The sequence below is a fragment of the Acinetobacter sp. P1(2025) genome, from assembly GCF_051390655.1.
GTDB classification, from domain to species: Bacteria; Pseudomonadota; Gammaproteobacteria; order Pseudomonadales; family Moraxellaceae; genus Acinetobacter; species Acinetobacter junii.
Window position 1 is genome coordinate 1 of the sequence record NZ_JBPKBJ010000056.1, and the last position, 20,255, is coordinate 20,255.

The 20,255-nt window shown below is 37.5% G+C and carries 21 protein-coding genes and 1 pseudogene; 6 read left to right on the forward strand and 16 right to left on the reverse strand.

Annotated features, from left to right (window positions below):
* Positions 1-105, forward strand: a pseudogene (locus tag ACSC97_RS13360) (IS30 family transposase); the annotation flags it as partial.
* Positions 106-207: 102 nt separating this feature from the next.
* Here the strand turns inward: ACSC97_RS13360 and ACSC97_RS13365 are convergent.
* The 11 genes from ACSC97_RS13365 to ACSC97_RS13415 form a co-directional block, all read right to left on the reverse strand.
* Complete coding sequence (locus tag ACSC97_RS13365; protein ID WP_436661388.1) at positions 208-1,005, reverse strand: PaaX family transcriptional regulator; 798 nt, start codon at positions 1,003-1,005, stop codon at positions 208-210.
* Positions 1,006-1,106: 101 nt separating this feature from the next.
* A complete protein-coding gene (locus tag ACSC97_RS13370) occupies positions 1,107-1,907 on the reverse strand; it encodes an undecaprenyl-diphosphate phosphatase (protein ID WP_346809125.1) in 801 nt (266 codons plus the stop codon).
* A gap of 123 nt (positions 1,908-2,030) precedes the next feature.
* Complete coding sequence (locus ACSC97_RS13375) at positions 2,031-3,920, reverse strand: peptidase M48 (RefSeq protein WP_436661390.1); 1,890 nt, start codon at positions 3,918-3,920, stop codon at positions 2,031-2,033.
* 104 nt (positions 3,921-4,024) lie between these two features.
* Complete coding sequence (purF, locus tag ACSC97_RS13380; protein WP_004954885.1) at positions 4,025-5,563, reverse strand: amidophosphoribosyltransferase; 1,539 nt, start codon at positions 5,561-5,563, stop codon at positions 4,025-4,027.
* 40 nt (positions 5,564-5,603) lie between these two features.
* Complete coding sequence (locus ACSC97_RS13385) at positions 5,604-6,197, reverse strand: CvpA family protein (protein WP_436661393.1); 594 nt, start codon at positions 6,195-6,197, stop codon at positions 5,604-5,606.
* Between the two features lies 1 nt (position 6,198).
* Positions 6,199-7,206, reverse strand: coding sequence for a quinone-dependent dihydroorotate dehydrogenase (locus ACSC97_RS13390; protein ID WP_004954892.1), 1,008 nt, complete (start codon positions 7,204-7,206; stop codon positions 6,199-6,201).
* Positions 7,207-7,456: 250 nt separating this feature from the next.
* Positions 7,457-7,936 (reverse strand): type II secretion system protein GspM, encoded by a 480-nt coding sequence (gene gspM, locus ACSC97_RS13395; RefSeq protein WP_004911921.1) that lies wholly within the window; start codon positions 7,934-7,936, stop codon positions 7,457-7,459.
* Complete coding sequence (gene gspL, locus ACSC97_RS13400; protein ID WP_004954895.1) at positions 7,936-9,075, reverse strand: type II secretion system protein GspL; 1,140 nt, start codon at positions 9,073-9,075, stop codon at positions 7,936-7,938. Before gspL ends, gspM begins: the two co-directional genes overlap by 1 nt.
* 44 nt (positions 9,076-9,119) lie before the next feature.
* Positions 9,120-9,575: a phosphohistidine phosphatase SixA gene (gene sixA, locus ACSC97_RS13405; protein ID WP_436661396.1), complete on the reverse strand. Its 456-nt coding sequence runs from the start codon at positions 9,573-9,575 to the stop codon at positions 9,120-9,122.
* Between the two features lie 56 nt (positions 9,576-9,631).
* Positions 9,632-10,705, reverse strand: a complete 1,074-nt coding sequence (locus ACSC97_RS13410; protein WP_378222986.1) for an NAD(P)H-dependent glycerol-3-phosphate dehydrogenase — start codon at positions 10,703-10,705, stop codon at positions 9,632-9,634.
* A gap of 51 nt (positions 10,706-10,756) precedes the next feature.
* Positions 10,757-11,335: a nitroreductase family protein gene (locus ACSC97_RS13415; protein WP_004954902.1), complete on the reverse strand. Its 579-nt coding sequence runs from the start codon at positions 11,333-11,335 to the stop codon at positions 10,757-10,759.
* Between the two features lie 195 nt (positions 11,336-11,530).
* Between ACSC97_RS13415 and ACSC97_RS13420 the strand changes: the two genes are divergently transcribed.
* The gene (locus ACSC97_RS13420; protein ID WP_004911933.1) at positions 11,531-11,914 is read left to right on the forward strand and encodes a hypothetical protein; all 384 of its coding nucleotides are present in this window, start codon (positions 11,531-11,533) and stop codon (positions 11,912-11,914) included.
* A gap of 48 nt (positions 11,915-11,962) precedes the next feature.
* Here the strand turns inward: ACSC97_RS13420 and ACSC97_RS13425 are convergent, their stop codons facing one another.
* A complete protein-coding gene (locus ACSC97_RS13425) occupies positions 11,963-12,205 on the reverse strand; it encodes a hypothetical protein (protein WP_004911935.1) in 243 nt (80 codons plus the stop codon).
* A 154-nt stretch (positions 12,206-12,359) separates the two neighbouring features.
* On the reverse strand, positions 12,360-13,547 hold the full coding sequence (locus ACSC97_RS13430) for a phosphoglycerate kinase (protein WP_436661399.1): 1,188 nt from the start codon (positions 13,545-13,547) through the stop codon (positions 12,360-12,362).
* Positions 13,548-13,687: 140 nt separating this feature from the next.
* Between ACSC97_RS13430 and ACSC97_RS13435 the strand changes: the two genes are divergently transcribed.
* Positions 13,688-14,071 carry a DUF2237 family protein gene (locus ACSC97_RS13435; protein ID WP_004911941.1) on the forward strand — a complete coding sequence of 128 codons (384 nt, stop codon included), beginning with the start codon at positions 13,688-13,690 and terminating at the stop codon, positions 14,069-14,071.
* A complete protein-coding gene (locus ACSC97_RS13440) occupies positions 14,071-14,664 on the forward strand; it encodes a Maf family protein (RefSeq protein ID WP_436661402.1) in 594 nt (197 codons plus the stop codon). The genes ACSC97_RS13435 and ACSC97_RS13440 overlap by 1 nt, the downstream gene beginning before the upstream one ends.
* Positions 14,665-14,704: 40 nt before the next feature.
* On the opposite strand, the gene ACSC97_RS13445 is transcribed toward ACSC97_RS13440, so the two are convergent.
* Entirely contained in the window at positions 14,705-16,195 is a 1,491-nt protein-coding gene (locus ACSC97_RS13445; RefSeq protein ID WP_436661404.1) for a SmvA family efflux MFS transporter, read from the reverse strand.
* 126 nt (positions 16,196-16,321) lie between these two features.
* Here ACSC97_RS13445 and ACSC97_RS13450 point away from each other — a divergent pair, with 126 nt between their 5' ends.
* Both ACSC97_RS13450 and ACSC97_RS13455 read left to right on the forward strand, forming a co-directional pair.
* Positions 16,322-16,906 (forward strand): TetR family transcriptional regulator, encoded by a 585-nt coding sequence (locus ACSC97_RS13450; RefSeq protein ID WP_004954914.1) that lies wholly within the window; start codon positions 16,322-16,324, stop codon positions 16,904-16,906.
* Complete coding sequence (locus ACSC97_RS13455; RefSeq protein ID WP_436661406.1) at positions 16,903-17,427, forward strand: GNAT family N-acetyltransferase; 525 nt, start codon at positions 16,903-16,905, stop codon at positions 17,425-17,427. The genes ACSC97_RS13450 and ACSC97_RS13455 overlap by 4 nt, the downstream gene beginning before the upstream one ends.
* A gap of 82 nt (positions 17,428-17,509) precedes the next feature.
* On the opposite strand, the gene cpaB is transcribed toward ACSC97_RS13455, so the two are convergent.
* Both cpaB and cpaA read right to left on the reverse strand, forming a co-directional pair.
* Positions 17,510-18,133, reverse strand: a complete 624-nt coding sequence (gene cpaB, locus ACSC97_RS13460; RefSeq protein WP_436661408.1) for a metalloprotease secretion chaperone CpaB — start codon at positions 18,131-18,133, stop codon at positions 17,510-17,512.
* Positions 18,134-18,146: 13 nt separating this feature from the next.
* Positions 18,147-19,925, reverse strand: coding sequence for a metalloendopeptidase CpaA (gene cpaA / locus ACSC97_RS13465; protein ID WP_436661410.1), 1,779 nt, complete (start codon positions 19,923-19,925; stop codon positions 18,147-18,149).
* Positions 19,926-20,255: the final 330 nt, after the last annotated feature.

The window sequence follows — 20,255 nt, forward strand, 5'->3', positions numbered from 1 at the left end:
GAGCAGATAGAATTTGCACTCAACCATCGTCCTAGAAAAACACTAGGTTGGTATACACCGAGTGAAGTTATGGCTGGTTTTTATACTGTTGCACTTGCCGCTTGAATCCGCCAATTTTAAAACTACACAACTTATATTTTTATTTTAAAACATGTAATATTTCTGTCAATAAAATATAATTAAATTTTTTGTAATATTTTAAACTAACTATTCATCTTGCTGTTCATAAAATCTTCGCCATAGTTCTAAACCTATTTGATCCAGCCTCTGAACACTTTGAGCAAATTGATCGCGTAATTTTACGTCAACAAAATCTTCTGGTAACAATGGATCATTCATTAATTGTGAAATTGTTTGCCGACCAAGTAATAAAGATTCTTTCGTTGCGATATCTAAATCCAACTCATTCGCTGTTTCTAACCATTGTTCAATCATTTGAGCGTATTTTTGATAATTTTGATTTAATGTCTTGGTAGACCAAAGTTCAGTTATTATCTTTATAGTTTGAGCATCGAAAAACTGGATCGCACACACTTTTGCAGTTTGCTCCAGACCCGTAGCATGTAGTTCAGTAACAAGCTGCTCAAAAGATATTGCTAAATTGTCTGGGCGAATATAAATGCCTTGCTCTAACTCTTTGAATCCCAAATATTTCAAAGCGCGTTCTCTTCTATGCAAAGCCGTTCGATCGACTCTTCCCAAAGCCCCTGTAAATACACCGATAAATTGCTGATTCCATGGTTTGGTTTGTTTAAGACCATTTTTTCGATTTAACATCACATCAGCCCACTCACGTGACTGATTGGTAAACTGATAGACGCCGCGCTCAATCGCCTCAATGACTCCTTCACTTGATAATCGAGTCACAGCAACCCTGGTGCTATTTTCACTAATTTCAAAAAGTCGAGCTGCAATGATGATCTGCTTGATTGAAATTTCTCGTCCTTGTAACCCCAACAGGAGATCAACAATCAAATCACGGGCATTCAGTTTTGCTATTGTCATAGTATGTTTTAACCGATACATCACTGGTGAATATAGAAAATACGATCCAAAAATTAGTAAAAAAGCCCCTTTTCTAATCAAAAAAAGAGGCTGATTTATATTTATAAGAATACGAAAAGTAAAATTACACCCAAAACAATGCGGTACCAAGCAAACACACGCAAAGTATGACGTTCAACAAATTTAACTAAAGCACTAACCACTAACAATGCAGAAATAAACGCAGCCACAAAACCAACACCAATATTCAGCATATTGTCTTGTGTGAGAACATCAGCATTACGAATTAAATCAAATGTCGCAGCACCTAACATCGTTGGCATCGCCAAGAAGAAAGAAAACTCTGTTGCTGCTTTACGCGATAAGCCTGCAAACATACCACCAACAATAGTTGCACCTGAACGAGATGTTCCTGGAATCATCGCCACACATTGCGCACAACCCACTAATAACGCCTGTTTATAGCTGATTTTTGTCGCTTCAGTTGTTTTATGATCAAAATTCTTTGCTTCAACCCAGAAAATAATAAGACCACCAACGATTAGGGCAATCGCGACCACTAAAGGACTAAAAAGCACACTCTTAATGAAATCAACAGCGAAAACCCCAATAATCACAGCAGGGAAAAATGCAATCAAAACACTAAATGCAAAGTGTCTAGCCTCTGCGTCACCACTAAAAAAACCTTTGAGTAAATTAAAGATTTTTTGGCGATATAACCAACATACTGCCAAAATTGCACCTAGCTGAATAACGACTTCAAATACTCGACCATCATCTGAATGGAAATCAATTAAATGACCGAACAGGATTAAATGCCCTGTACTTGAAATCGGTAGAAATTCGGTGAGACCCTCAATAAAACCTAGAAACAAAGCTTTTAAAATTTCAATATGTTCCATAACTTACTCAAAACACACAATACAAAATAAAAATAAATGGCAAGCTTACTCTGAAATCAGACCAAATTATGTGTTTGTCACGTAACCTTTGATCAAATAAATAGTCAATTTTTGATAGCAGCATCAAATAATCATCAAACTATTTTTCTTCAGCATTTGTTCAACAACATCCTGAGTATCAAAACCCAAGCGCCAATATAAAAGTTCCAAAACATCTAATTCATCTTGAGTGATGATGCGATCACTCCATAAGCATCTTTCTGCAATTGCCAAGATATTGAGTCGATCTCGTAATAGCAAACCTGAAACATCATTTAGAATTTCCGCTAGATCTAAAGGTTCGTCAGAAATATCCGCATAAACTTGCATTTCTTCAACTGTCAAAATTTGCTGTAAAATTCGTTCACGAACTTCTAATTGGTTTGGACTATTGATTTGCTGGACATGCAACAGCGCATCAATTAAATGCACAATTTGTGATTTTACATCTTCAAATGCTGTAGGCAGATGGGCTGGCATCAAATTCAATTCATGCTTCACTTTCTCTAAAAGCAACGCATCTAATAAACCAACCTCTCCATCTTCTTGAATAATACAAGCAAGCTTGGTGAGAAACTGACGTGCAATACTTGTCGGCATGTGCCCAATGTTTTTACAAGCATCGTGAAAAATCTGTACATGGATACGACCATCTAAATTGAGTAACGCATCTACGATTGCATGACTCACTGCCGCTTCTTGTGGAATAAATTCACGATATTGACGAATCATTAAAATCGCAACCATGACTTCTCTAGAACCCGTTGCTGTTTGCATCGCACGCTGAATCAGCTCAGGACGTTTTTTATTTTTTCGAAGCTCTGGATTGAGTGGTTTAATTGCATCATTTAAGGCAAAACTAATGGGTGACAATCTAAGTAAAGGTAAAGGCTGAGGTGAACTCCAAGGAACTGTCATATCTGTCAGCTCTTCTTCTAAAGAACGAAACAGACTAAATAAAGGACGATTACGCAATTTTCTCAGGTTTTCTAATTGTAGGTCTTGCAATAACGTTGGATTTAATTCAAAGATTCGATCTTTAATACTTGGATGAATATTCATCCAGCTTTGTGGACTTAATGAGTTTGCAAAACACATATGAGAAATTGATTCTGAATATGCACTATGAATTTGTGAGCCTGAGTGATGAACATAAATACGCAACAATGTTTGAACGTTGGCATTATTGTTCATTAGTTTCATGGTCTTCAGATCATTTCTAAATGTACGTCCACTTAGAGTTAAATATTTGATTAGACGGGTAATTAAAATACCCAAACTCCCAATTAACCAAATCACACCACCAATCGCGACAAAAATAGTTTCAAATTTATTTCTATGTGACGTGGCATACGGGCTGTATCCAGCTTGAGCTAATTTACTGCCCCACTGACTAAATGTTGTTAGACCACTATATAAGATTTTTAACTTCGTGTTTTCAACAGCTTCGCCTGATAGAATTTGATTAAACTCATAACTCAGCAATCCATATAGCTCAAGCTCATCCAAGTTCTGTAATGCACCCCACGTCAAAATAATTGCGATATCTTGCGACTTAAAACCAGCTGTTAGCGCATTTACGCCAATCTCATCTGGCAGTACATACACTGCAGGTGTATCTATTGAAAAACTTTTTGCAACTTGTTCAACGACTCTCAGAGCAGTATTTTCTTCAGGAGTACTTTCATCAAAAACCAATCGACGTGCTTTTAATTGCTTTGCTAGAGAGTGTCCACCCTCACGCAGGACATACAGTTCAGCACCTACTGACCATACTAATACTAAAAATAATAAACAAATAAAATAAGGGCTTAGAAAATGCCACCAAATCGGCTGAGTATAATCAAAGAAATGTACAACTAAACCCAAAATCCAATTGAGAATAAATAATGTAAGTAACATTGCAAGAATACAAAAGCTTACTGACCAAGCAATATTCTTATTTTCAATTAAATAATGGCTCATTTCTTTCAATGTAAATTTTCCTTATTACATTGTTTCGGTAAGAGGCTTTATGCCTTGAGTATCATAAAATAAAAAAGCGGGAAATTCCCGCTTTTCTCGATATTAAAGTGATTTTACTCTTCTCGAATACCAGTTAAATCCACTGAAGCAGCATCAATATTCACATCGATATAGCCATCAGCTTTTTTCTTCGCACTATCATTACGTTTTTGTTCAAGATTGATCAAATAATCACTATCGATCCCGCCTGCAACGTATACACCATCAAATACAGAACAATCAAACTCTGTGAGATGCGGAACTTTACTTGTGCGAACTGCATTTTTCAAATCTTCCAAATCTTGGAAAATTAGACGATCAGCGCCAATAATCTCACGAATTTCCTCTACAGTACGATCTGAAGCAATCAATTCAGATTTTGCTGGCATATCAATTCCGTACACATTTGGATATTTCACCATAGGTGCAGCCGATGCAAAAAACACTTTTTTCGCACCAGAATCACGAGCCATTTGGATAATTTCATTACAGGTTGTACCACGAACAATCGAGTCATCAACAAGTAATACATTCTTATCTTTAAATTCTAGTTCAACAGGGTTCAACTTTTGACGAACTGATTTCTTACGTTGCTGTTGTCCTGGCATAATGAAGGTACGCCCGATATAACGGTTTTTCATAAAACCTTCACGGAACTTCACACCTAAAATATTAGCAAGTTCTAAAGCAGATGTACGGCTTGTGTCTGGAATTGGAATAACAACATCAATATCGTGTTGCTCGCCCCATTCTTTCAAGATTTTATAGGCTAACTTCTCGCCCATTTTCAAACGAGATTTATAGACTGAAATCCCATCAATCGTTGCATCTGGTCGTGCAAAATAAACATATTCAAAAATACATGGACGGTATTCTGGATTTGCTGCACATTGTTTAGTAAACAACTGACCATCTGAGTTGATGAAGACTGCTTCACCAGGTGCAATATCACGCTCTACTTTAAAGCCAAGCGCCGTGATTGCAACTGACTCAGAGGCAATAATATATTCAACGCCTTGATCAGTTTCACGAGAACCATAAACTAAAGGACGAATACCATTTGGATCACGGAAACCAACTAATCCATGTCCAGTAATCATCGCTACAACACCATAAGCACCTTTACAACGCTCATGTACACGAGTAACTGTATGGAAAATATCATCAGGCGTTGGATTTAAAGTACCAATTTTCTGTAATTCATGAGCAAATACGTTAAGTAAGACCTCTGAGTCAGAATCAGTATTCATATGACGTAGATCAGTTTTGAACAGGTCATCATGAATTTCTGCTGCATTGGTTAAGTTACCATTGTGAGCAAGGGTAATACCGTATGGTGAATTCACATAAAATGGTTGAGCTTCTGCACTACTTGAAGAGCCTGCTGTAGGGTAACGCACATGCCCAATACCATAGTTGCCAAGTAAAGCTCGCATATGACGAGTATGGAATACATCACGTACCATACCATTATCTTTGCGGAGGAATAAACGCCCTTGATGACAAGTTACTATACCTGCTGCATCTTGTCCGCGATGTTGTAACATCGTCAAGGCATCAAATAACATTTGGTTCACTGGTGATTTACCGGCTATCCCAACAACTCCACACATAATAACCTCGCGACAAGCTTGGAATGGGGTTCAACCCCACTTAATAAAAAGGGTTTTTTGTCGAATGATCAGCAGCTTGCTCTGTGGAAGCACGCTCCGATTCGTCCATTTCTGAAGAAGGGCGATGTAACAAAGCACCTTCAGATGTCATTTCGTGTATCGCTTGATTTGCAGCATCTTTAGACAACTCTGTCGCTAAAGGAGCATATGGCAATAAGATTTGTACAAATTTTGATTGTTTCCAATGCGGAGAGCTGTCAACCCATGGCCCCACACCTTGCATAGCAATCAAAACAATAAGTAGACCTTTAAAAGAACCAAAAGCACCACCTGCTAAACGATTTAATGGGCCCAATTTCAAACTTTTCAAGAGACCATTTAAAAGCGCGGTAATAACCCATGTACAAACAACAATGATGAGCACAATAAATGCAAATGCTGCAATTTTTTGCACTACAGGGTCTTGGCTTAAACTGCTCATGGCAGGTGCCAGTATGACTGCGTATTTTGCCCCAATGATCAATGCAAATATCCATCCGATCAAGTTCGCAAAGGCTTTGATAAATCCTTGACGCAAACCGTTTAGCCCTCCAATGAGCAAAATGATCAGAATAATGATATCAAGCGTGTTCATTTCACACTGTCATCGCATCAACACAATCTTTAACAAGTGTTGGACCTGTATAAATCAATCCACTGTAGACTTGTATTAAGCTTGCACCAGCTTGCTGTTTAATAACGGCTTGATCACCAGAAATGATTCCACCAACACCTATTAAAGGCATACGCCCATCGAGTATCTTAGAAAATTGGCGTAAACATTCAGTACTTTTTTCAAACACTGGTGCACCTGATAATCCACCAGCTTCATTTCCATTCGGGAGATTTTCAACACCTTCTCTTCCAAGCGTAGTGTTGGTTACAATTAACCCATCAATTTTAAATTTCAGTAATTGTGTAGAAATAAAATTAATATCTTCAATCGTTAAATCTGGTGCAACTTTAAGAACCAAAGGAACATAATGATTATATTGTTCAGCAAGTTCTAGTTGTCTATCTTTCAATGTTTGTAACAACTCTGTTAATGCATCGCCACTTTGCAAACTGCGTAAGTTTTTTGTATTTGGAGATGAAATATTCACAGTGATGTATGATGCGTAGTTATAAACTTTTTCTAAACAAATTAGATAATCTGATACTGCATCTTCGACAGGGGTATCCGCATTTTTACCGATATTGATGCCTAGAATACCTTTGAATTTTGAAGCTTTGACATTTTCAACAAGCTTGTCCACCCCATCATTATTAAATCCCATACGGTTAATAATTGCTTTGGCTTCTGGAATACGGAATAAACGTGGTTGAGGATTTCCTGCTTGAGGTCGTGGTGTGATTGTACCAATTTCAATAAAACCAAAACCTAGTGCTGCCAATGCATCAATGTGTGCACCGTTCTTATCTAAACCAGCAGCTAAACCTACTGGATTTGGAAATTCAATTCCCATACAAGTTACAGGTTTATTTGCAACTTTTTGATGCATAAAACCTAGCTTATAAGCTTTGTCGAGCATAGAAAGTGTGAGTTCATGTGCACGCTCTGGTGCTAAAGTAAACAACAGAGGGCGGGCCAATGAATATAACATACCAATCACAGTCTACTGATTTTTCAAGTATGCGTATTATAGGCTTAGGCTAAACAAAACACCATGCTTGACAGGCGCTTATTTTGTAGAGTCGTTGCTTTAATGCTCCTTGAATCAATACTTAAAACAGTAATTGGAAAGATCTAGATTTAAAAATATGGCTGTACTTAATGTAAAAGCCTTTAAAAAAGCTAAATGCTGGCATATCTCAATTTTTAGTAAAAATAAATATCTAGAAATTAGAAATGATTTATTGCACCGTTGCCGTTAATTTGATCTGATTATTGGTAGAAATCATATCCATTTTTTGAATACTTAAACCCATTTGAGAGAGTTGCATCAAGAAATTCGCAAGTACCGCATAATTTTGATGTTCTGCAATCAATTGTATTTGATCGCCATTTTGCTGAGATGATACTGCTAAACCCTGTTGCTGAGCAGTACGCTGTATCTTATCTGCAGGAGAAAGATCCAGATCATTTGCTGGTTTCATTGTTGCTGCGTTACTTTGCATCCAAACCGTTAAATCTTTCAGTTCATTTAGACGATTTTGCTGCTGATCGGCAAGAGAATGCATTTTCCACAATGCAAAACCTATAATGACAACAGTTAAAAACACTGCTGTAAAAACAACCATGACTCGTTCACGAACCGATAGTCCTTGAAGATAGTGATTTAATCTTTCAATATTTTGATCAATACGGTTTTGTATATTATTCAATGCTTTCATTATTTAATCTTAACCAAGCCAATTGCGCCGACTGTATCAGCTTGAACATTACCAAGTTCAGCCTGAAATCCTTGTTGATTTAATTGTTGCGTTAAGCCCTGAAGATCATCCGCTGATTTTGCCTTGAGCGACATCGCTAACACAGATGCATCATAACTCACTTGCTGAGCCACAATTTGCTTTTGCATAAGAATAGGACCAACTCGACTCAATAAAGATAAAGCCTGTGTATCTCCAAGCTGACTCATTCTTAACTGGCTTTCAAACTGGCTTTTAATATTTTGCTCAGTTACTCGACTATTTTCACCAAACCAATATTTATATTGATCAATCGCCTGAACCGCAGTTTGATCAGCAACGCGTTTTAATTTAGACCAGCGTAAACCATCATAAACTAACTGAACAGAAATGACTGCAACCAATACACATGCAGCAGCTTTCCAGTAACCTGACCATTCAACTTCTTTATTTTTTGCTTTTGGCAAGACATTCAATGGATGTTGCTTAGGACGATTTAGGCTATGAAATTGATAACTAAATTCTGTTACTTGATCTTGTGTTGATGCTGCAGCTAAACAGTCCAATTGTGCAGGACTTAAATTTGCAAATTTGTATTCAGTAGCAGGATTTTGAAATTCTAAGAATAGAGCCAAATCATCTATTGAATTACCTGACCATTCATTTTCTCTTGCAAGTAGATTACCGTACAAATTTGCAATGATGATTTGATTCGGCTCAGGTTCTGGCAATATTAAAAAATCAGGTAAAAAAGCGATAATTTGTATTGGTAATAGGCTTAAAGCATGTTGCCAAGTTTCAATAGTAGATTGAGCAACACCGAGCACACTGAGTTGATCATTTTGAAAATGATGTACTATTTTCATTTGATCAATCGGAAGCGTAACAAACTCTTCAAGCAAATACTTAACGCCTTCTTGACCTAATTGCTTGAAATGCAACTTCGTCATAGTTTGCTGCATTAATTGAGCATTTCGACTTGGAAAATAAACGACGGCTTCTTTTCCGTTGTGCTCATGTAAGTCTTGAATTAATTGTTCTAGGCTGTTGGCCTGTAACCAATTTTCTCCAGTCGACCAATACCATGTTCCATTGGTTTCAGGCATCCATAAATACAGCATCGGTGTTTAGTACCCTTTTTTATCCAAATATAGGATATAAGATTTTATATTGTTGGCGTAAAACTTTTTTTCTGTGTTGATAAGCCATTTGCAATCACAGTCTGATCATAAATTCGAGCTTCAGCTAATGCAAATGGATTAAAATTCTCATGCGTTAATTGCTCCGCAATATGCCCTACTACATTCATATGGCATACAACTGCAATTGATTCATATGATAATTTTGATAGCCATTCTATCGCATCTTTAGCATCATCATCTGGTTTAATTTTATCGCAAATTAAAACAGGAATGCCTTCAAAATGCGCTTTGATATGTGCCAAAGTTTCTTGTGCACGTAGCAATGGACTAACTACAAAAATTTCTGGTTGAATAATATCTTTTAAGAAGTTTCCTGTTTCTTCAGCTTGCTGATGTCCACGCACTGTCAGAGGACGTTGCATATCATCACCATTAATCGCGGGAGATGCTTCACCATGTCTTACTAATGTTAATTGCATATAAATACCTTATTATTAATGCTTGAGTTTAACCAAATATGATGACATTTTTTTGATTAGACTTCATGGTGAGGCAAAACAAATTCAACATCACTGCGATGACCATTTTTCATTAGAGAAAGCGCAATTGTCATCGGCGGTGCATTCTCAAAAATAACTTCATACAATGCATTGGTAATTGGCATGTATACATCTAATTCTTGAGCTTTAGCACGCACTTGTACAATCGTGTTAATCCCTTCAGCAGTCTGACCTAATGCTTTAGTTGCTTCATCAAGTGTTTTTCCAGAACCAAGTGCATAACCAATTTGATAATTACGGCTCAATGGACTATTGCAAGTTGCAAACAAATCTCCAACACCTGACAGTCCTAAGAACGTCAATGGATTAGCACCTTGCTTGACAGCAAAACGACTCATTTCTGCTAAAGCACGAGTTAAAATCATACTCTTAGTATTTTCACCAATATTATAAGCAGCCCCCATCCCCATTGCGACTGCGTAAATATTTTTTAATGCACCGCCCAGCTCAACACCATGTACATCATCGCTACCAAATACACGAAATAGCGCACTATGTAATGCATGCTGAACTGCATATCGAACTAGTTCTGATTCGCTCGCAATCACCGTACCAGATGGCATACCCGCCATAATCTCTTTTGCCAAATTTGGCCCTGATAAAACCCCATAAGGTACTTCAGGCAACTCTGCGCGAATAATGTCACTCATGAAACTAAAAGTTTTTGCTTCAATTCCTTTAGTAAGCGAAACAACCGCTTGAGCAGTGATAAATGGTGCGATTTGCTTGAGCACATCTCGGAATGAATGACTTGGAATCGCGACTAAAATAATATCGCGATCTCGCACTGCCAACTCCAAATCAGAAACCGCACGTAAACCTGTTTCTAAGGTGTAATCAGGTAAATAACGTTTATTAATATGTGTTTGGTTGATCTCTTCAGCTGCAACTGCATCACGAATCCAAATCATCGTGTCACAACCATTACGTACAGCCAAATTCGCCATTGCTGTACCAAAGCTGCCACCACCTAATACGGTAATTCTTAATGCTGTTTTTTGATCTACTGCAACTGGTTCAACTAAATCACTAAATTTTAACTCTGCCATTTTTTATCCTGAAATTCATTTATTCGTTTAGTTCATCATTCAATCTAAAAGTTAGCTTGCTTGCCAATTTTTTAAGAAATCTTGAGTAGCAATCTCTGCGCGTGGAGCAATCGCTTTAGCAGCAGTTCCAATATAAATAATACCCGAAATAAGATCTTGGTCGTTTAAACCCAATTGATGCTTGAGCCATTTAGACTCCACGACAGCACCAGATCGCCACATCGTAGCAAAACCTTGCGCTTGCAAAGAGAGTAAGAAGTTTTGAACAGCAGCTCCAGTACTAAGAATCTGTTCAAAATGCGGAACTTTTGGATGATCTTGGATAGTTGTTAATGCTAATACTAATAACGGTGCACGAAAAGGATGCTGCTTTACACGCTCTAACTGAGCTGAATCAGTTTCACCTAAATCAGCTAAAGCTTTAGCTAAATGCTCACCAAAAGCGGCACGTAATTCAGGTGTCACTACAACGAATCTAGTAGGCTTCAAACGATGATGGTCAGGAGCAGTAAGTGCAGCTTGCACTGCTTTTTCAAGTTGTTGTGTATTTGGTGCTGGCTCAATTAATTGCCCAATAGATTGACGTTGATGAATATTTTGATGAATTGTCTCTATATTTGAGTCCGTCATTTAAATGAATCTAACTAACACATGGATTTTGCTAGATTAGCATAATCTCACTATTTTCCACCACGTCTAATCCCTGCTTAATCATCAATTTGAGAAATTTAACAGAGCTTCACTACAAACTGTACATAACCTGCAAAAGCGTTCAAAAATTATATGTTCAAATAATACAATCATCTAACGACCTGAGAATAAGCAATGAATAAAGCATTAGTAATGAGTTTAATTGGCGGCTTGGCTATCGGTTTAACAGCTTGTGCATCAACCCCAACCAACACTTTGGCAATACAAAAAGAAAATAATCAATATGAAGTCACTGGGATTGGTAAAACCAACCTAATCTCTAAAAATAATGCGATTAGCGCAGCTCAAAAGACCTGTACGCGGAATACTAGCCCTGTTGTTGTGGACGAAAAAACTGCATATCAAGGTGTATTAAAAGATGTTGTGGATGAAGAAACTGGAAGATTAGTTGAAGCAGCTGCTGGCGTAATTGGTACGTTAACAGGCAAGAATGCCTCTTTAGCCAAAGATGATGATTATCAAACAACATTGACTTTCTACTGCAAAGCGAATACTTAAATAAAAAAAGCCGATGTCATCACATCGGCTTTTTTATTAGCGAGGAGCTTATTGAACTTCGCTCGCTGCAACTTCTGATGCTGCACTTTCTACAACATCAGTATTTTTCTCATCTAAATTCGGTTTGTCGATTGCATCAATCGCAGCTTGTTGTTCTGGAGTAGTCTGTGTAGATACAGTTGAAGCTGCTTGTTCTTGCTGTTCAGCGTTGTTCGCTTCTTCTTTTTTTGCACATGCAGTTAACATGATTGGAGCAATAATTAAAGCGGCAAGAGTTAATTTAAATTTCATCACGGCTTTCCACAGTTACTTGGTTAAGTTGATGACAAGCATATTTCAAATATGTGACAGTTTTATGACTGATTTGTAATATAAAAGTAAAAGAGCCGATTTACATCGGCTCTTCTTTTCTATCTTTGTATATAAATCAAAAGATTAGTAACGACTATGCACGCTCAAGTAAAACGGCAACAGCTGGTAAAGTTTTACCTTCGACAAACTCTAAGAAAGCACCACCACCTGTCGAGATATAACCGATTTGATCTGCAACTTCGTATTTATCAATCGCAGCAAGTGTGTCACCACCGCCCGCAATTGAGAAACCTGCAGATTCAGCAATTGCTAATGAAAGCGCTTTAGTTCCTTCACCAAACTGATCTACCTCAAACACACCTACTGGACCATTCCAAAGGATTGTTTTAGATGTTTTTAATATCTCAGCAAATGCTTTCGCTGTTTCAGGACCAACATCTAAAATCATGTCAGTATCAGCAACATCTTCAACTTTTTTAACAATTGCTTGTACGTTTGCTAAAGAACCTAGGAAGTCACCAAAATCAATTTGACTTGCATCAGCCACAACGACATCTGTTGGTAATGGAACGCTTACTTTAGCAGCGATTTGTTTTGCAGTTTCTACCAAATCAGCTTCGTAAAGTGATTTACCTACATTGAAGCCCGCTGCTGCAAGGAAAGTATTCGCAATACCACCACCTACGATTAATTGATCGCAGATTGTAGAAAGTGAGTTCAGTACATCTAATTTAGTTGAAACTTTAGAACCAGCAACAATTGCAACCATTGGTTTTTCTGGTGTTTGCATTGCACGACCTAAAGCGTCCAATTCAGCCGCTAATAAAGGTCCTGCTGCTGCGATTGGAGCAAAACGTGCTGCACCCTCAGTTGATGCTTCAGCACGGTGTGCCGTACCAAATGCATCCATAACAAATACATCACAAAGTGCTGCATATTTTTTTGCAAGCTCTTCGTTATTTTTCTTTTCACCATGGTTGAAACGCACGTTTTCAAGCAAAACGACTTGACCGGCAGCAACTTCCACACCATCTAAGTAATCAGTAAATAATTTTACTTCTTGACCTAAAGCTTTCGTTAAATACGCTGCTACAGGTGCAAGAGATTGTTCTGGTTTTGGCTCACCCTCTACAGGACGACCAAGATGAGAAAACACCATAACTGCTGCGCCTTTTTCTACAGCCGCTTTGATGGTTGGCAATGCAGCACGTAAACGTGCATCGCTGGTAATTTCCCCATTTTTTACAGGTACGTTTAAGTCTTCACGAATAAGAACACGTTTACCTGCTAAATCAAGGTCAGTCATGCGCTGAAAATTCATGGATGGCTCTCTAGTTGATTTTAAAAACGGCACAATTTTAAATGATTCTCAAAAATAAAGGTGAGTTTTTTTGCAGAAAAGCTGGCGAAAGCGTCACTTTTGATTATGATAAACATCGTCATTAAATCTATATACATATTATGTCTATACATCCAGATCCTAAAATTAATCGTTTAAATGTACTTGGTGAGCCTTTAGCGAGTTGCTGTTACGATCCGATAACTGGATATTTTCGCAATGGTTTCTGCCACACAGCGATCACCGATCTAGGTCAACATACCATGTGTGCTCAAATGACCTCAGATTTTTTGAACTTCTCTCAAAAAGTTGGTAATGATTTAATTACACCATTACCTGAAGTAGGCTTTCCTGGGCTAAAACCTGGTGATTTTTGGTGTATATGTGTGACTCGTTGGGTTGAAGCTTATCAAGCTGGGCATGCTCCACCTATTAAGTTAAATGCCTGCCACAATGCCGTTCTACATTACGTACCACTTAATGTTTTAGTGGAATACGCAGTTTAATGAGCAATATTGAATTAATATTGGCATCAAGCAGCCAAACACGTAAAGATTTAATGGATCGTTTACGCTTGGATTATCGTTGCATTTCTCCAGATATTGATGAATCGGCTAAAGATGAAATTCATGCTGATGATTTAGCAAAACGTTTAGCTTATGAAAAAGCAAAAATTATTTCACAGCAACATCCCAATGCGATTGTGATTGGTTCTGATCAAGTCGCATGGCGTGAACATACCCCATCTGAGTTTATTGGCAAGCCGCTATCTATTGAAAAAGCAATTCAACAGCTCCAATTAAACTCAGGAAAAACTGTTTTTTTCAGTACGGCGCTTAGTGTTCAACACCTAGATTCAGGTTTTGAGACGACACTGGTTGAACATTATCAAGTTAAATTTCGAGAGCTCACATTAAACGAAATCAAACGGTATATTGAAATTGATCAGCCTTTAAATTGCGCTGGTAGTTTTAAATGTGAAAGCATGGGTATCAGCCTATTTGAAAAAATGATTGGTGATGATCAAACCACTTTAATGGGACTACCAATGATTCAACTTTGTAAGATATTACGAGAGCTTAGAATCAATGTTCCTTAAGAGTTCCCTTATCCAAGCTTGCTTTGGATAAGGGTAATTGCTACTCATCAATTGCGATTACTTTCTTTGGCAATGTAAACAAAATAAAAATCGATAAAATCAAAAACAATAAAGCAGCGACATTCAATACTGAACGATGCGATTGACTGAATGCCTGCTTCGCAGCTGTAATTACATGATGAGCAATCGTAGGATCTAATTGCTTAGCAGCTTGAACTGCCTCACCAATCGAACTGCTCACCTGTTCAATCATGCTATGCGGTACATTAGTTGGTAGCATAATCGAGTTTGCGTAGAACCATGAAAGCATCAAACCGAAAAAGGCAATTCCTAAACCTGCGCCCAATTCATAAGCCATACCCTCAATCGCTCCTGCAGCTGTCGCTTTACTTGGTGGAACTGAAGACATAATCGCAGACGTTGAAGCAAGTAATGCAATTTCTACACTCAGACCTAAAACGACCATCCAAGCCCATACCTGTATTTTTGTTTGCATAAAATCAGTATTGGCTAAACCCCACAAACTTATTGCACTCATCAACATACCAATAGATGCAACTGAACGTAGACCGAAACGATTGACCAACATACTTGCGATTGGACCACCTAAACTAATCGCAATCATGAAGGGTAAAATAAATGCCCCTGATGTCAACGGCGAAAGTTGATAAACAAATTGAAGTTCTTGAGAGATGAGCAACTCAAAACCAACCAATGCCATCATGGATACAATTGCCATAACTACGCCAGTTGCAATGACAGGGTGTTTAAACAACTCAATATCAATCATTGGGGATTCTGATCGCAACTGTTTTCGAACAAACCAAACCAAAAGACTCAATCCAATCGCAAAAATCAATACAGTCCAAATTGTAAATCCATGCATGACCGATTTAACTGCATAGATCATACTCAGAATTGCAACCACCAAAATAATCGCTTGGAGTAAATTTAAGCTTTGTTTCGGCTGCCCTATCTGCTTCGGTATGATAAATACAGTGAAAATGAGGACGGTAAGCATAATTGGTAGATTGATCAGAAAAACCGAACCCCAATGAAAATGTTCTAATAAAAACCCACCTAATAGCGGTCCAAAAGCAGCTCCTCCACCACCAACAGTTGCCCAAATACCCAAGGCAATATTACGTTGTTTTTCATCAAGGAAAGTATTGCGTACTGCAGATAAAGTTGCAGGTAAAATCATTGCAGCCCCAACTGCAAGTAACCCACGTGAAACAATTAAGGCAAAAGCCGTCGAAGAATAAGCTGCCGCTAGTGAAGCAAGACCAAATAAAGTTCCACCAATCATCATTAGACGTTTATAACCTATTCGATCACCTAACGCCCCCATTGGCAAAATTAGACCAGCCATGACCAACGAATAGATATCAATGATCCACAATAACTCGTTGGAAGATAAAGATAGAGACTCGCTTAAAGTTGGAGTCGCTACATGTAAAACAGTTGCATCAATCGACACAGGAAGATAGATCAAAACAACGATTGCAAGAATTAACCACTTGCTGGACATAAACGCCTCTAAATTGGACATATGTTCAAATTTAAATAATTGTAGATTATTTTGAACACTTGTCCAAATTATAAATGTACGTTAATTTGTATCAGCTTGTGAAATCAACTCTAAGGTTTTGGAAATATGGCTTATTTAAATAAAGATCAACGTCGTGAAATGATTTTGCAAGCTGCAATGAACGTTGCTCTGAATGAAGGCTTTTCTGCGATGACTGTGCGTCGCATAGCTACTGAAGCTCAAACATCAACAGGTCAAGTTCACCATCACTTTGCTTCGAACTCACATTTGAAAGCCGAAGCATTTGTTAAGCTAATGCAACAATTAGATGAAATCGAGACCCAAGTAATTACTACTAGCTATCTACAACGCGTCTCCTTACTACTCGGTTGTGAAAATATTGAACAAGTTCAACCCTATTTAAGATTATGGAACGAAGCCGAAGTTTTAATTGATCAAGATGTTGAAATTAAAAATGCTTACAATATAGCGATGCAAGATTGGCATACCTCTATAGTCAACATGATTGAAGAAGGTAAAGCAGCTAATGAATTTTCCTTCACATCAAAAAGCCAAGACATAGCTTGGCGATTAATTGCTTTTGTTTGTGGTTTGGAAGGTATATATAAATTAGGTCTGAATGGTCTAAATGATTTAGACTTTAAACGACATACTGAAGCTATTTTGCAAGCTGAGCTATTCAATAAATGAATTTCGAATTACCAATATTACATAGTCCAAGAGTTAGCCTATTTGTATTTCAAATAAAAGACTTAGTAGATATTTACCCTTGTATAACTAAAACATTGACTCGTTATATGTCATGGGAACCTACTGAGAATTTTGAAGCATTAGAACAAATTGGACAGCAATGGGTACTAGCAGAATCTAAAAATACAGATCATCACTTTGTTTTGCGTTGCAAAGAGACTCATACTTTTATTGGAATGATTGGCGTACATCGCGTTCATACAACTACACCTGAACTGGGTCTTTGGATACGAGAAGACCATCATGGTCAAGGATATGCAAAAGAGGCTCTTTTTGAAGTTTTTCGATGGGCTTCTCAAAAAATACAACCTGAATATTTCTTATATCCTGTTGCTATTGATAATCATGCGAGTCGAAAACTTGCGGAATTTTTGGGTGGAGTAGTAACGGGTAAAAAGAATGAGAAAAAATATCAAGCCGTGATTTATCATATTCCTCCCCATTCAAGCCAATTAATTTAAAACCAACCACTACCTATCCTTAGATAGGTTTTCAAAGAAGTACACTTAAGAGTAATGAGTTAAGCAAGGTAATATGGTTAAGTTAATGATCATGCGCATGTAACTCCTCATCTTCTACCCCTTGATCCATACTTTGAACAACACCTTGGCCATTTTTTATTTCCGCAGTGTAATTGCCTTTATCGCTATATATTTGAATAATCGTATATTGATCTTTTTGACTCTGCGTAATCGTAAAATAATTTCTCTCAGGGCTTCCTTGATTAAATTGACCGCGCCAACGCAAAATATCATCATCTACTTTCTCAATTTCAACAATCTTGCCTTCTCGGTTAACACCATATTCAAGCATTTGAAATTTAACAGTATCACCAACATTTTTAGTTTCGATAATATTTTGATTATAGGCGATCATCATCCCTTTACCGCTTTTCGCTAGAGGTAATGCTTCACTATTCTTTAAATCTTCATCTTGAATCTCATGAAATAAAACCGTTTCAGTTTTCGCTTTTGCTAGATCAGCAGATGACAGCTTCAAATCTTTGCGAGCATATTCACCATTCGCCACAGAGGTTTTTGAATAACTTTTATCAGGATTTATATTTTGGGCAGATGCTGTTGCTTGGTCTGGCTTTAAGAAAAATACCAAACCCACAGCCACGACTAGCGTGACTGCAAGCAAAAGTAGAATATTTTTATTTTTCATTCAAAATAATTACTTAGTTGTATTGGGAAATACGGATAACATTTGTATTGATGACACTTACCGCATCTTTCACACCCTCTTCGCCTAGACGAACACCATATTTCGGATTATATAAATATGGACTAGAGTAGAAGTTTAGGTTATTTCCACCTAATGCCGTACTTCCCAATGGATGTGTAAATCCTGAACCAATATTAGTTGAGTCACCATGATAGATACCCAGGTTATGTCCAACCTCGTGACGCATCGCAGCAACTGAACAACCTGCAATATCATTTGCACCAATCATGTTGTAAGAACTAGCATTGATCCAAGCCCAACCACACCCACCAGCACCTGGTTCATTACCTTGATAATAAACCCCATCAGCTAATACACGTTTACGCTCGGACTGAACGGTTGTATCAGAACGCCCTACACTGATCGCATCTAGTAGAGATGCAGCAGGAATCTTATAGGTGATGTAGCCAACCTCACGTAGGTAGAACTTAGCAGATGAGTTTTCAGCTGTTAGATTGGTTAAATTTAAACCCTCGATCAAACGTAATTTGGCTGCACTTTCTCCTAAAATTGTTGTGACTTCAGGACTATTAACCAACAACATATCTACGACATAACTGTCAGCAACCCAACCTTGACTAGTATAAGCAAAACGTCGATTTTCACCTTTCTTGATCGTTGCAGAAAGACCATTCGCTGCTACTATAAAACTATTCGAATCAGCCGTAGAGCTCACAATCACTTTATCACCTACCTGTGCATAGCTCGGCAGATTCAATGTTTGCTTCCAATTTGTATTAGAGATTTTTACCTTTAAAGTTGGCTCACTCATACTAGGTAAAATTGAAGGAATAGTTGTATTTGCATCAATAGTTTTTATTGGAGATGACATTAATACCCAGTGCGCACGATCACTCACGTACATAAATTCATACTGATCCCCTTTTTTCAAAGTTAAGGTAGCTGCAGTATTTATATGAGTATTTGCGATTTTTGCTGACCAAGTCGCTGAGGACTTAATGACTACACGGTCTCGATCATTTGCTGTTGATGGAAGCGTGAAGTTTGGAACCCAATTTGCATCACCAAAACTTACTTCAGTTAAAGGTGAAGTTACACTACTAAGCGAACTACCAATATTCTTCACATTTAATTTCAATGGCTTAATATATTCAGGCACCCATTTTTGTAATGCTGAATTGTACTTAAACCAATATTCACTGCCTTTATTTAAGTTAAAACTGCTCGGGAAAAGTAAATTATCTTTTGCTAACTGTGATGGATAGCCTGCAGTTGAAGTAATTTGAACCAAAGTGCCATTATTTACGTTCGAAGGTAAAGCAATTGTGCCTGCCCACTTACCATCAGCAATAAGCACATGCTGAATTTTTGCTGTTGAGAGTGCAACTTGCTCATATTGTGAACCACTCACTGGGCTAACTGTGGTGAGTTGGACTAACCACTTCTTTAAGTTTGCATCGTATACAAATTGAAAACTATCACCACTTTGGATTTCTAATACTTCAATCGGCAAATTGGTATTCGATGTATCTAAATAACTTTTATAAGCTGCACTTGATTGAATCGTCACTTTATCAAGATGGTTAGCAGTCGTCGGCAAATAAACATTTTTTACCCAATTTCCATTCGACAATACAAAAGTTAAGTCACTGTATCCGCTTGGGATATTACCTGAATTGTTAATCTGATTTGGAGATAAAATTGTTGATGCATACACGGCAGAAGCAGCTATCACCCCAGCAAAACAGATCGTTTTTAATCCAAATTTCATATAATAATCCTTTTTTGTGTTTTTTTGCACGATCAACAATATCAAAAACCAACCGCATCAATCAAGTTTATTTTTCACTATATAAATATATATATCATAAACTTATTTTGAATATATTTTTATATTTTTTGCATATTCATTCAAATTTACTTCAAAAACCTACAATTAATGCAAGCTTAACTTGATTAATTAGGACTAAATCTAAAATGATAAGAACAGAGGTGGTCCCACATGTTTGAACAACTAAAAGCGTATTTATAAGTGATATTCCGCTCTAGTTAAGCCACCTTGTTTTGTTGGGGTACCTGATCATAGTAAAACTCATTTGGT

What these genes read in the sequence shown, in the direction of transcription:
- ACSC97_RS13365 (WP_436661388.1), bottom strand. Translation starts at nt 1,005, where the DNA reads ATGACAATAGCAAAACTGAATGCCCGTGATTTGATTGTTGATCTCCTG.
- ACSC97_RS13370 (WP_346809125.1), bottom strand. Translation starts at nt 1,907, where the DNA reads ATGGAACATATTGAAATTTTAAAAGCTTTGTTTCTAGGTTTTATTGAG.
- purF (WP_004954885.1), bottom strand. Translation starts at nt 5,563, where the DNA reads ATGTGTGGAGTTGTTGGGATAGCCGGTAAATCACCAGTGAACCAAATG.
- ACSC97_RS13385 (WP_436661393.1), bottom strand. Translation starts at nt 6,197, where the DNA reads ATGAACACGCTTGATATCATTATTCTGATCATTTTGCTCATTGGAGGG.
- ACSC97_RS13390 (WP_004954892.1), bottom strand. Translation starts at nt 7,206, where the DNA reads ATGTTATATTCATTGGCCCGCCCTCTGTTGTTTACTTTAGCACCAGAG.
- gspM (WP_004911921.1), bottom strand. Translation starts at nt 7,936, where the DNA reads ATGAAAGCATTGAATAATATACAAAACCGTATTGATCAAAATATTGAA.
- gspL (WP_004954895.1), bottom strand. Translation starts at nt 9,075, where the DNA reads ATGCTGTATTTATGGATGCCTGAAACCAATGGAACATGGTATTGGTCG.
- sixA (WP_436661396.1), bottom strand. Translation starts at nt 9,575, where the DNA reads ATGCAATTAACATTAGTAAGACATGGTGAAGCATCTCCCGCGATTAAT.
- ACSC97_RS13410 (WP_378222986.1), bottom strand. Translation starts at nt 10,705, where the DNA reads ATGGCAGAGTTAAAATTTAGTGATTTAGTTGAACCAGTTGCAGTAGAT.
- ACSC97_RS13415 (WP_004954902.1), bottom strand. Translation starts at nt 11,335, where the DNA reads ATGACGGACTCAAATATAGAGACAATTCATCAAAATATTCATCAACGT.
- ACSC97_RS13420 (WP_004911933.1), top strand. Translation starts at nt 11,531, where the DNA reads ATGAATAAAGCATTAGTAATGAGTTTAATTGGCGGCTTGGCTATCGGT.
- ACSC97_RS13425 (WP_004911935.1), bottom strand. Translation starts at nt 12,205, where the DNA reads ATGAAATTTAAATTAACTCTTGCCGCTTTAATTATTGCTCCAATCATG.
- ACSC97_RS13430 (WP_436661399.1), bottom strand. Translation starts at nt 13,547, where the DNA reads ATGAATTTTCAGCGCATGACTGACCTTGATTTAGCAGGTAAACGTGTT.
- ACSC97_RS13435 (WP_004911941.1), top strand. Translation starts at nt 13,688, where the DNA reads ATGTCTATACATCCAGATCCTAAAATTAATCGTTTAAATGTACTTGGT.
- ACSC97_RS13440 (WP_436661402.1), top strand. Translation starts at nt 14,071, where the DNA reads ATGAGCAATATTGAATTAATATTGGCATCAAGCAGCCAAACACGTAAA.
- ACSC97_RS13445 (WP_436661404.1), bottom strand. Translation starts at nt 16,195, where the DNA reads ATGTCCAGCAAGTGGTTAATTCTTGCAATCGTTGTTTTGATCTATCTT.
- ACSC97_RS13450 (WP_004954914.1), top strand. Translation starts at nt 16,322, where the DNA reads ATGGCTTATTTAAATAAAGATCAACGTCGTGAAATGATTTTGCAAGCT.
- ACSC97_RS13455 (WP_436661406.1), top strand. Translation starts at nt 16,903, where the DNA reads ATGAATTTCGAATTACCAATATTACATAGTCCAAGAGTTAGCCTATTT.
- cpaB (WP_436661408.1), bottom strand. Translation starts at nt 18,133, where the DNA reads ATGAAAAATAAAAATATTCTACTTTTGCTTGCAGTCACGCTAGTCGTG.
- cpaA (WP_436661410.1), bottom strand. Translation starts at nt 19,925, where the DNA reads ATGAAATTTGGATTAAAAACGATCTGTTTTGCTGGGGTGATAGCTGCT.